This window comes from Faecalibacterium sp. PGM34 (assembly GCF_054456555.1).
This window is the reverse complement of record NZ_CM136898.1, coordinates 1,105,894-1,117,560: the sequence shown is the minus strand read 5'-3', so window position 1 is coordinate 1,117,560 and position 11,667 is coordinate 1,105,894. Positions and strand designations below refer to the sequence as shown.

10 protein-coding genes are annotated in these 11,667 nt (G+C 58.2%); 5 read left to right on the top strand and 5 right to left on the bottom strand.

Going from position 1 to position 11,667, the window contains the following annotated elements:
- Positions 1-43 precede the first annotated feature (43 nt).
- On the top strand, positions 44-955 hold the full coding sequence (locus ACXPUX_RS05265; protein ID WP_458830570.1) for a LysR family transcriptional regulator: 912 nt from the start codon (positions 44-46) through the stop codon (positions 953-955).
- Positions 956-1,009: 54 nt separating this feature from the next.
- On the opposite strand, the gene ACXPUX_RS05260 is transcribed toward ACXPUX_RS05265, so the two are convergent.
- Positions 1,010-1,801, bottom strand: coding sequence for a YoaK family protein (locus ACXPUX_RS05260; RefSeq protein ID WP_458830568.1), 792 nt, complete (start codon positions 1,799-1,801; stop codon positions 1,010-1,012).
- Between the two features lie 182 nt (positions 1,802-1,983).
- Here ACXPUX_RS05260 and ACXPUX_RS05255 point away from each other — a divergent pair, with 182 nt between their 5' ends.
- Positions 1,984-2,394 carry a NifB/NifX family molybdenum-iron cluster-binding protein gene (locus tag ACXPUX_RS05255; RefSeq protein ID WP_458830566.1) on the top strand — a complete coding sequence of 137 codons (411 nt, stop codon included), beginning with the start codon at positions 1,984-1,986 and terminating at the stop codon, positions 2,392-2,394.
- Between the two features lie 294 nt (positions 2,395-2,688).
- On the opposite strand, the gene ACXPUX_RS05250 is transcribed toward ACXPUX_RS05255, so the two are convergent.
- The 4 genes from ACXPUX_RS05250 to ACXPUX_RS05235 form a co-directional block, all read right to left on the bottom strand.
- Positions 2,689-3,570, bottom strand: coding sequence for an aldose epimerase family protein (locus ACXPUX_RS05250; RefSeq protein WP_458830564.1), 882 nt, complete (start codon positions 3,568-3,570; stop codon positions 2,689-2,691).
- 43 nt (positions 3,571-3,613) lie between these two features.
- Positions 3,614-3,766, bottom strand: coding sequence for a hypothetical protein (locus ACXPUX_RS05245; RefSeq protein ID WP_458830563.1), 153 nt, complete (start codon positions 3,764-3,766; stop codon positions 3,614-3,616).
- Positions 3,767-3,841: 75 nt separating this feature from the next.
- Positions 3,842-5,332 carry a UxaA family hydrolase gene (locus ACXPUX_RS05240; RefSeq protein WP_458830561.1) on the bottom strand — a complete coding sequence of 497 codons (1,491 nt, stop codon included), beginning with the start codon at positions 5,330-5,332 and terminating at the stop codon, positions 3,842-3,844.
- 84 nt (positions 5,333-5,416) lie between these two features.
- Positions 5,417-6,931, bottom strand: a complete 1,515-nt coding sequence (locus ACXPUX_RS05235) for a tagaturonate reductase (protein ID WP_458830559.1) — start codon at positions 6,929-6,931, stop codon at positions 5,417-5,419.
- Positions 6,932-7,252: 321 nt separating this feature from the next.
- On the opposite strand from ACXPUX_RS05235, the gene uxaC reads away from it, so the two are divergent.
- From uxaC to ACXPUX_RS05220, 3 genes are all read left to right on the top strand, one after another.
- On the top strand, positions 7,253-8,686 hold the full coding sequence (uxaC, locus tag ACXPUX_RS05230) for a glucuronate isomerase (RefSeq protein WP_458830557.1): 1,434 nt from the start codon (positions 7,253-7,255) through the stop codon (positions 8,684-8,686).
- A gap of 246 nt (positions 8,687-8,932) precedes the next feature.
- The gene (locus tag ACXPUX_RS05225; RefSeq protein WP_458830555.1) at positions 8,933-9,817 is read left to right on the top strand and encodes a YitT family protein; all 885 of its coding nucleotides are present in this window, start codon (positions 8,933-8,935) and stop codon (positions 9,815-9,817) included.
- A 184-nt stretch (positions 9,818-10,001) separates the two neighbouring features.
- Entirely contained in the window at positions 10,002-11,660 is a 1,659-nt protein-coding gene (locus ACXPUX_RS05220) for a glutamine--tRNA ligase/YqeY domain fusion protein (protein WP_005920796.1), read from the top strand.
- Positions 11,661-11,667 lie beyond the last annotated feature (7 nt).

The window sequence follows — 11,667 nt, the reverse complement described above, 5'->3', positions numbered from 1 at the left end:
CGCTGGCCGCGCCGGAAGCCCGACAGGAAAGAGGGCCGCACTCATGTATGTGGACTGGGAATACTATAAAATCTTCTACTATGTGGCAAAGTATCAGAACTTTACCCGCGCGGCGCGGGTGCTGGGCAACAACCAGCCCAACATCACCCACGCCATGAACCGGCTGGAAAGCCAGCTGAACTGCGTGCTGTTCATCCGCTCCAACCGGGGCGTCACCTTAACGCCGGAGGGAGAGCTGCTGTATTCCCGCATTGCCTCGGCGGCGGTGCAGATACAGGACGCGGAGGAGGAGCTGAGCGCCAGCGCCACGCTGGAACACGGTGCCATCAGCATCAGCACCACCGAGACCGCTTTGAACATCTACCTGTCGGAAAAGCTGCGCGCTTTCCATACCGAGTACCCGGGCATCCGGCTGCGCATCTCCAACCACTCCACTCCGCAGGCGATGCAGGCGGTACGCAACGGCGAGGTGGATTTTGCCATCGTGACCACCCCCGCAGAGGTGGAAAACGGGCTGAAAATGGTGGAGCTGATGCCCTTTTATGAAGTTCTTGTGGGCGGCAGGACCTTTACGGCGCTGGCCAGCCAGACCCTGAACCTGAAGGAACTGGCCAATTATCCCCTGATCTGCCTGAACGAGGAGAGCATGACCCGCAGCTTTTACCGGCAATTCTTTCTGGAACATGACGCGGTGCTGAAGCCGGACACCGAGGCCGCCACCACCGACCAGATGCTCACGCTGGTCAAAAGTGAACTGGGGCTTGCCTTTATGCCGGAGCCCATGGCAGCGCCCCTGCTGGCCAGCGGAGAGCTGGTGCAGCTGCACTTGCAGGAGATCATCCCCTCCCGCTCCATCTGCCTTGTCTACGACCATCACCGCCCACTGAACACCGCCGCCCGCAAGTTCCAGCAGCTGCTGACCAAAGCGGGTGCCCGGGGCACGGAACGCAAATAAAGCCAATACAGAAAGAGGCTGCTGCACCAATGATGTGCAGCAGCCCCTTTTCTGTTATTTCCGGGTGCTCTGTTTCAGCTCCCGCTGCTCCTCCTGCAGCTCCTGTTTCAGGGTTCGGTCGATCTCCCGGGTCTCCTGCCGGATGGCGGTCAGGTCTTTTTCGATGACCGGGTTCTCCTCCAGTTCCTCCCGTATGAACATCAGCGCAAAGCTGACCAGCAAAAGGCCGCAGGATATCCAGATGGCTCTGCCGCCCAGCTGCGCCGCGCTTTTACTGCCCAGCCCAGCCCCCAGCGCGAACAGCAAAATGATGCCAAAGTACCGCACCATCCTGTCCTTTGCGCGGGGCTCGTGGGTCTTGCGCCAGATGCAAAAGGCCTCCACGCCGCTGCGCAGATCGCCGATGCACATGGTACTGGCAAAGGCGTAGCCGTCCACCTTGCGGAAGGCCTGCACCTGCATGGCGCAGGAGAAGGAAACAATGGCGTTGGCCAGCAGATTCTGCGATTGCGGCAGAAAGCCCACCGCAAACAGCAGCAGCACCTCGCCCAGCACCACCAGCTGCCGCCAGTGCAGCCGCTGCATTGTCTGAAAGCGCTCCCGCATTTTTTCCGCAGCCAGCACCCCCAGCGCAAAGGCGCACAACGGCACCAGATAGTGCAGCACCTTGTCCCACTGACCATCCATGATATTGGCGCTCAGCAGCACGATATTGCCGGTCTGAGCATTGGCAAACACCTTGCCCCGGAACAGATAGGTGTAGGCATCCTGCAAGCCGCCGGACAGCGAAAGGAACACCGCCGTAAGAAAGGACTCGGACATTTGCCCGTGATGCTTTGTTTTCATACTCGTACCCTCTTTTCGGGCTCTATTATAATACATTTTGGGGCAGTTTCTGATATCATTTTTACATACCAGCCATGTTTCCCGCTCCAAAAGGCGCAAAAAGTGCGGGCACCCTTCCCTATTTCAGCGCAATCTGTTAGAATAGGGAGAGAAAGTCTCGTACACAGGAAGGAGTTTTTAGTATGAAGATCGCAATTCCTTATGAAAATGGTCAGGTGTTCCAGCACTTTGGTCACTCCGCACAGTTCAAGCTGTACACCGCCGAGGATGGCCGCATCACCGGCGCCGAGGTCGTTTCCACCGATGGGCAGGGGCACGGCGCACTGGTGGGCTTTCTGGTGCGCAATGGCGTGAACGTGCTGCTGTGCGGCGGCATTGGCGGCGGTGCGCAGATGGCACTGGCACAGGCCGGTATCCGACTGTGCGGCGGCATTACCGGCGATGCTGACAGCGCTGCGGCGGCTTATCTTGCCGGCACGCTGGTCTTTGACCCCAACGCCCGCTGCACCCACCACGACCACGAGGAGAGCCACAGCTGCAGCGCTCACGCCTGCCACGCCGACAAGGGCGGCTGCGCCGGCAGCTGCCACTAAAGGCCGTTGCCCTTTCCGGGTGGGACGATTTTAAATGCCCTCCGCTTGCGCTCTGGGCATTTTCAGCGGAAAAATATTTAAAATTCGGGGTTCTGAAAAGCCTGCGGAGCTTGTCGGGGCAAAGCCCCTCCATCTGCTTACGCAGACCGCTCTGCCGCTTAAAAGCCCCACTGGGGCTTTTTTGCTTCGCAAACGCGGGCTTTTCAGAACCCCTTTTTTCACGGAAGGGATAAGCAAAAACGGGCAGCCCGCAGGCTGCCCGTTTTTGCGAAAAAATGCTATTCAGAAAAGTTCTCAGACCTTCTCGATGGTGATGCTCCACTCGCTGGTCATGGCCTCGTCCGGCTCCAGCACCTCGTGCTTGCCTTCCTCGTTCACGCTGTTGGCCCAGCCGTTCCAAGGCTCCATGCAGACAAAGCTCTCGGCATCCTGCTGCCACAGCACGCCGTTTTCAAAGGTCTCGTCGGCGTCCACGGTCACCTTATGGCCGTTGCCCTTGTCGGTCAGGGTCATGGGGAACTGCACGCCGGTCAGCAGACGGACAGAGTTGTCTACGCCCTCCTTGCGGGTGAGGGTGATCTTTTCCGGGGCGGCGGGCTGCTCGCCCTTGGCGTTTTCGGAGCAGGTGGCGCACTTGATGTCGAACTCCACGTTCTCCAGCTTGGAGGCGGTAAAGTAGGGATGGTAGCCAAAGCTGAAGGGCATATCGGTGCTGCCCTCGTTGATGACGGTCAGACTGACCAGTGCCTTGTTGCCCTCCAGATTATAATTGAGCAGCAGAGTGAAATCGAACGGGTAGAGGAACTTGGTCAGCGGGGTGGACTCCAGTGCCAGCGTCACGCCGTCCGGGCCAACGCTGTCCACTTCCCATGCGCACAGGTCGGCAAAGCCGTGGGTCTCCATGGGGTAGGCCTTGCCGTCAAAGATGTGCACGCCGTTATCCGGGTTGCCGCAGCTGGGGAACAGCACCGGCACGCCAAAGCGGGGGCGGTTGCACTCGGAGAAATTGGGGCGGCGGGTCCAGACGAACTCCTCGCCGTCCAGCGTAAAGCTGGTGATCATACCGCCGCGCTCGGGGGTGATGGTGAGGGCAGTCTTTGCCTCGGGGTCGGTGATGACGTACTGCTCGTAGCAGGCGCCGTTCTCGGTGATGTACCGGGTGGTGATCTGATTCATAAGTAAAAGCCTCCTATTATTGCCGCCGGGTCACCCCGGTGGTTCATTCCTTGTGCTCGGTCTGCCGTGCATCCAGCTTTTTGAAGTAGTAGTCGATGCCGTAGCGGATAAAATATTTGATCAAGCGTACTACACCATAAATGATAGCCGCATAAAGCAGCAGTGTCAACAGCAGCACTCCATTTGCGCCCAACATTTTATACACTTCCCTTCTTTTTATGCACAAAAAGGCCGCCGTACCGCATTTTGCCGTACAGCAGCCCTTTTTCAGTTACAGAACCACGCCGTCCTTGAAGATGGAGATCTCGCGGAAGCCGTGCTTTTCCGCCTTGGTCTGCTCGCCGCTGGCCACGCGGATGACCAGATCCAGCAGATCCTTTGCAGCCTCGTCGATGGTTTTTTCGCCGTCGGCGATGACACCGGTGTTGAAATCGATCCAGCCGCCCTTCTTCTCTGCCAGCGGGGTGTTGGTGGAGATCTTCAGGGTGGGAGCCGGTGCGGAGAACGGGGTGCCGCGGCCGGTGGAGAACAAAATCAGGTGTGCGCCTGCTGCCGTCATGGCGGTGGCGGAGACCAGATCGTTACCGGGGCCGTAGAGCATATTCAGACCCTTGGTCACCACGGGGTCGCCGTAGCCGATGACGTCCATGATGGGGGCAGTACCGCCCTTCTGCACGCAGCCGCAGCTCTTATCTTCCAGCGTAGTGATGCCGCCGGCCTTGTTGCCCGGAGAGGGGTTATCGTACACCACCTCGTTGTGGCTGATGAAGTAATCCTTGAAGCCGTTGATCATGTGCTCGGCCTTGACGAATACCTCCTTGTTGATGCAGCGGTCCATCAGGAAGCCCTCTGCACCGAACATCTCGGGCACCTCGGTCAGCACGGTAGAGCCGCCGCGCTGGCCCATCATGTCGGAGAAGCGGCCGATGGTGGGGTTGGCGGTGATACCGGACAGGCCGTCCGAGCCGCCGCACTTCATGCCCACCACCAGCTCAGACACGGGGATGGGCTCGCGCTTGAACTGCCCGGCGTAGGCAGCCAGTTCCTTCAGGATATCGCGGGCGGCGGCAAACTCGTCCTCCACGTCCTGACAGGTGAGGAACCTGACGCGGTCGTGGTCGTACTCGCCCAGCTCCTCCACGAACTGATCGTGCTGCAGGTTCTCGCAGCCCAGATGCAGCACCAGAACGGCGGCGGCATTGGGGTGGCGCACCAGCGCAGCCAGCAGCTTGCGGGTCTGTGCATGGTCGTGGCCGGTCTGGCTGCAGCCGAAGGGATGGGTGAAGGTGTACAGACCCTCGATGGAGCCGGTGACCAGATCCTGATTGTCGGCTACCATCTTCTTGGCGATATCGTTCACGCAGCCCACGGTGGGGATGATCCAGATCTCGTTGCGGATGGCGGCGCGGCCGTCCTTGCGGCGGAAGCCCATAAAGGTCTCCGGCTCGACCTTAGGCAGCGGAGCCAGATCCGGGGCGGGGTTATAGCTGTACTCCACCTCGCCGGACAGGTTGGTGTGCACGTTGTGGGTGTGCATCCAGGTGCCGGGGGCGGCGTCTGCGGTGGCGTGACCGATGGGGAAGCCGTACTTGATGACGTTTTCGCCGTTCTTAATGGGCTTGACTGCCATCTTGTGACCCTGCGGGATATCCTCCAGTGCGGTGACGGCAAGGCCGTCCACCTCCACCAGCGTGCCCTTGGCAATGGGGTGCAGGGCGACGACCACATTGTCGATGGGGCTGATATGAATTGCCTGCGGCATAGTTGTTCTCCTTATCGTATCGCACAAAAGGGCTGCTGCCCAAAGCAGCAGCCCTTTGTTGTGCGGGTAGGTTGATTTTTCAGCTTACAGGCAGCTCTTATAAGCAGCCTCGGCACCCTGAGTGCGGATCATTTCCAGATCTGCCAGCACAGCAGCCTCCAGACCCTCGATCTTGGTCAGATCCTGATCCCACATCTGGGTATTGGTCAGCACAGCGTGCACCAGCTGAGCAGCGGTGTCATCCTTGTGTGCATAGTAGAAATCCAGAGCCCATGCGTCGTCCTGAATCTTGTAGGTGTTGCCTGCGGGGCGCTTGCAGATCAGGCCGTCAGCGGTGCGCTCCTGAATGTCGTTGGAGTAGAAGGCGATGTAGGCAGCCAGAGACATGGTCAGGCACTTGGGCAGCTGCTTCTGCTCCTCGATGTAAGCCAGGAAGGAGGGCATATTGCGGGCCTTCCACTTGGAGGTGGAGTTCAGGGAGATGCTCATCAGCTCGTGGTTGACGAAGGGGTTGTTGAAGCGGTCCTCAACAGCAGAGGCAAAGTCCTCCAGATCCTTCTTGTCCAGCGGCAGGGTGGGGATGATCTCCTCGTGCAGCATCTTGTTCATAAAGCCGCGCACGGTATCGTTGTGCATGCAGTCGCGGACGATATCAAAGCCTGCCAGATAAGCGCCCAGCACAAAGCCGGTGTGTGCGCCGTTCAGGATGCGGACCTTGCGCTTTTTGTAGGGGGTAACGTCGGGCACGACCATGACGTTGACGCCGGCCTTCTTGAACGGCAGCTTGTCCTCCAGACCTGCGGGACCCTCGATGACCCAGACGCCGAACACTTCGCCCACGTCCAGCACGGTATCGTGGTAACCGTTGGCCTCTTCCAGAGCTGCCAGCTCCTGCGGGTCACGGATGCGGCCCGGAACGATGCGGTCCACCAGCGTGGAGCAGAAGGTGTTGGCAGTGTTCATCCAGTCGATGAAGGCGGGCTCCAGATCCCAATCCTTAGCGTAGTTGTTGCAGCACTTCTGCAGCTCCTTGCCGTTGTTGTCGATCAGCTCGCAGCTCAGGATGACCAGACCCTTATCGGCAGCGCCGTTGAAGGCCTTGTAGCGCTCGAACAGCACACGGGTCAGCTTTGCGGGGAAGCTGTTGGGGGGAACCTGATCGAACTGGCTGTCGCCCTTGGTGTAGGCAATGCCGGCCTCGGTGGTGTTGGATACAACAGTTTCCAGATCCTCGGAGCGAGCCAGAGCCAGAACCTCGTCCCACTTGCCATCAATGTAGGGGCACACGCAGTCAGACACGCAGGAGATCACCCGCTTTGCGTCCACCTTCTGGCCCTTTTCGCTGCCGCGCAGGTACAGGGTGTACAGGCCCTCCTGCTCGTTGATCCAGTCTGCCATCTGGGGGAAGTTGCCGATGGGCTGCACCAGCTTGACCTTGCCGTTATAGCCGGCCTTCTCGTTTGCAATATCGTAGAAATAGTCCACGAAAGCGCGCAGGAAGTTGCCTTCGCCGAACTGCATCACCTTAACGGGAGCATCCTTCAGGATGTAGCCGTTGTAGCCAGTGCCTTCCAGAACCTTGTAGTTCAAAGTTTCCATCTTATTGATCTCCTTTATAAACTTGCTTTGCATGGCAGGCTCTCGTTTTCCCTGCCATCTTCTGCTCCTATTTTATGCTGTTGTATACAAAGAAGTCAAGTGTTTTGTGCAAGGTTTTTAGTCCAAAAATGGCTATTTAGCGCATTTCCAGCGGTTTATACAATTCCGAGGGTGAAATTTTGGCAGTTTTTCAGTTGTATACATCGGCGTTTTCCGGTATACTAAGGATAAGGCAGCCTGCCCGTCCAAAGCAGGTGCAATTTCATGCCCGTTTTTGTCTAAATTTTAACAAATTCATCAGAGAAAAGGAGTTAAAATCCCATGAAAGCATTTATGGATAAGGACTTCATGCTCCAGTCTGCTACCGCACAGCATCTGTATCACGACTATGCAGCTACTATGCCCATCTGCGACTATCACTGCCACATCCCTCCCCGCGAGATCTACGAGAACCGCCGCTTTGAGAACATCACGCAGGTGTGGCTGGGCGGCCGCAACCCGGACGGCAGCTACTTCGGCGATCATTATAAGTGGCGCGTGATGCGTTCCAACGGCGTACCCGAGGAGTACATCACCGGCGACAAGCCCGACCGCGAGCGCTTCCAGAAGTTTGCCGAGGCTCTGCCCATGGCCATTGGCAACCCCATGTACCACTGGACCAATCTGGAGCTGCACGTTTTCTTCGGCTACGACGGCGTGCTGAACGGCGACACCGCTGAGGAAGTGTGGAACCTGTGCAATGACAAGCTGCAGCACGACCCTAAGCTGACCGTCCGCGGCCTGATCGAGCAGAGCAACGTGGCCTTTATCGGCACCACCGATGACCCCATTGATGACCTGTACTGGCACAAGAAGATCAAGGAAGATCCCACCATCAAGTTCACCGTGGCTCCCTCCTTCCGTCCTGATAAGGCCGTCAACATCAGCAAGCCCGGCTTTGCTGAGTACATGGCTAAGCTGGCTGCCGTTGTGGGCAAGGAAAAGCTGGCCTGCATCGACTGCGTGACCGATGCCCTGACTAAGCGCATCGAGTTCTTTGCCGAGATGGGCTGCCGCGCTTCCGACCACGGTCTGGACTACGTTCCCTACCGTGAGGCCACCAAGGACGAGGTGAACGCCATCTACCAGAAGGTGATGAACGGCGAGAGCTGCACCGTGGAAGAGGCCGAGAAGTACCAGACCTACATCCTGATCCATCTGGGCAAGCAGTACCATCGTCTGGGCATTGCCATGCAGATCCACTACAACTGCCTGCGCGGCATGAACCGCAAGATGAACAGCCTGCTGGGCCCCGACACCGGCTTTGACATGATCAACACCGCCACCTGCGGCGGCCAGATCGCACAGCTGCTCAGCGCCCTGAACGACACCGATGAGTGCCCCAAGACCATCATTTACAGCCTGAACCCCGCCGACGACGCACAGATCGGCACCATTCTGGGCTGCTTCCAGAACAGCGAGATTCCGGGCAAGATCCAGCACGGCTCCGCATGGTGGTTCAATGACCACAAGATCGGCATGGAGGATCAGATGATCCGTCTGGCAAGCCTTGGCCTGCTGGGCAACTTTGTGGGTATGCTGACCGACAGCCGCAGCTTCCTGAGCTACACCCGCCACGAATACTTCCGCCGCATCCTGTGCAACATCATCGGCCAGTGGGTCGAGGACGGCGAGTATCCCAACGACGAGAAGGCTCTGGAGAAGATCATCAAGGGCATCTGCTTCGACAACGCAAAGCGTTACTTCAACCTGTAAGCGCTTTCCCCTTTTCCTGAACTGAATCTCCGCGCCGCCCGCAGACAATGCCGTCTGCGGGCGGCGCTTTATTTTGCCTTTTTACGCCCAAAACGCACCGGATGTGCCTGTTTTTTCACCTTTTATCGGCTGTTTTCCGTCTTTTTCTACAACTTCTCTTTTATCCCTTGACTTCCTTGTACAAGGGGAGTATATTTTTGCATGGCATTCAGGCCAAATTGCTGTATTTTCTGATGGAGGAAACCCATGAACGGTTTAAAAGAAGCCTTCAGCCGCGAAAATCTGCTGAAGAATCTAAATTTCTTCGTCCTGCTGAACCTCGGCCTTGTACTTACGGCAGTGGGCATCGTATATTTTAAAAATCCCAACCACTTCGCCTTCGGCGGCACCTCCGGCCTGTCCATCCTGCTGGCAGACCTGTTCCCCCGCATCAATGTGGGCGGATTTATGTGGATCATCAACATCGTGCTGGTGGTACTGGGCTTTCTCTTTTTGGGCATCAAGTGCATGGGCTGGACGATCTACTCCTCCTTTGCGCTCTCTTTTTTCGTGTCCGGCTGCGAGTGGCTGTACCCCTCTGGCGTGTCCCTGAGCGGCGATGCCATGCTGGATCTGGTGTTCGCGGTGTTCCTGCCTGCGCTGGGCGCTGCCATCGTGTTTGACATCGGCGCCTCCACCGGCGGCACCGACATCGTGGCGCTGATCCTTGCCAAGTACACCTCCATGGAGATCGGCAAGGCGCTGATGGTCAGCGATATCCTCATCGTGCTGGCAGCCGCCGTACGGTTCGGCATGGGCACGGGCCTATACTGTATTCTTGGCCTCATCGGAAAATCCTTCGTGGTGGACGGTGCCATTGAAAACATCCGTCTGCGCAAGGTGTGCACCATCATGACCGCGAACCCGCAGCCCATTCTGGACTTCATCATCCACGACATGAACCGCTCTGCCACGGTGGAAAAGGCTTACGGTGCCTACACCCACCATGAGCTCAGCGTGCTGGTGACCGTGCTCACCCGCCGTCAGGCTTTGCAGCTGCGCAACTTCCTGCGGGAGAACGACCCCCACAGCTTTATCACCATCGTCAACTCCAGCGAGATCATCGGCAAGGGCTTCCGCTCCTTTAACTAAGACTGTTTTGCATCCTTTTTATCAATTTTCCGCTAAAGGCTTCCCCCGGCTGGGGGAAGCCTTTATTCAGAGGAGTATCCCCATCTGCCGTGCAAGTCCGTACTTGAAGAAAAACGCAAAATAGTGTATTATATAGTATTATGAGTAAAAGGGGGCACGCTGTGCCCTGACAGGGGGAACCTATATGGCTGATAAAAACTTTCTGACAGATATCATCGACGCCGACCTTGCCGAGGGCAAGGTGCAGCAGATCCACACCCGCTTCCCGCCGGAGCCCAACGGCTATCTGCACATCGGCAGCGCCAAGGCCATTTATATCAACTGGTCCATTGCCAACCAGTACGGCGGTAAATTCAACCTGCGTCTGGACGACACCAACCCCGCCCGCGAAGGCGAGGAATACGTCAACAGCATCATCGAGGACCTGCACTGGCTGGGTGCCGACCCCAACGGCGGCATCTTCTACGGCAGCGATTACTTTGATAAGTGCTACGAGTACGCCGAGAAGCTCATCACCGAGGGCAAGGCCTATGTGGATGACCTGACCCGCGAGGAGATGCGCGAGTACCGCGGCTCCGATGCCGGCAAGCCCTCCCGTCCCTCTCCGTGGCGCGACCGCAGCCCGGAAGAAAACCTCGACCTGTTCCGCCGGATGCGTGCCGGTGAGTTCAAGGAGGGCGAAAAGACCCTGCGTGCCAAGATCGATCTGGCAAGCCCCAACATGAATATGCGTGACCCGGCCATCTACCGCATCAAGTACGCCGAGCATCACCGTCAGGGCAACAAGTGGTGCATCTACCCCATGTACGACTTCGCCCACCCCATTCAGGACGCCATCGAGGGTATCACCCACAGCATGTGCAGTCTGGAGTTCGAGAACCATCGCCCGCTGTACAACTGGGTCATTGAAAACATCTTCGGTGCCGAGTTCCCCAAGCAGCGCGAGTTCGCCCGCCTGAACATGACCAATACGGTCATGAGCAAGCGCTACCTGCGTGAGCTGGTGGAGATGGGCATCGTGGACGGCTGGGACGATCCCCGTATGCCCACCCTGTGCGGTCTGCGCCGCCGCGGCTACACCCCCACCTCCATCTTCACCTTTGTGCGGGAGGCCGGTATCTCCAAGTCTGACAACCTGATCGATATGCGTCAGCTGGAGGCCTGCATCCGCAGCGAGCTGGACCTGACCGCACAGCGCCGCATTGCCGTGCTGGAGCCGGTCAAGCTGGTGGTGGACAACTACCCCGCCGACAAGACCGAGTACTTTGACGTAGCCAACAACCCCAACCGCGAGGCCAACGATACCACCACCCGCAAGGTAGCCTTTACCCGCGAGCTGTGGATCGACGCCGAGGACTTTGCCGAGGTGCCGCCTCCCAAGTTCAAGCGCCTGACCGTGGACGGCGAGGTGCGTCTGATGGGTGCTTATATCGTCAAGTGCACCGGCGTAGATAAGAACGCCGACGGCAGCATTGCCGCCATCCACTGCACCGCCGACCTCGAGACCGGCAACGGCAACCCCGCCGACGGCCGCAAGGTCAAAGGCACCATCCACTGGGTAAGCGCCGCACACTGCGTGGACGCCGAGGTGCGCCTGTACGACAAGCTGTTCACCGAAGCCAACATGAACGGCATCCCCGAGGGCAGCGACTACAAGGACTACCTGAACCCGGAAAGCGTCACCGTGCGCACCGGCTGCAAGCTGGAAGAGAGCCTGAAGGACGCAAAGCCCGGCGAAAAGTTCCAGTTTGTGCGCACCGGCTTCTTTACCCCGGACAGCAAGAACCCCGGCGTGTACAACCGGGTGGTCACCCTGCGCGACAGCTTCAAGCCCGCAAAATAATCACCCC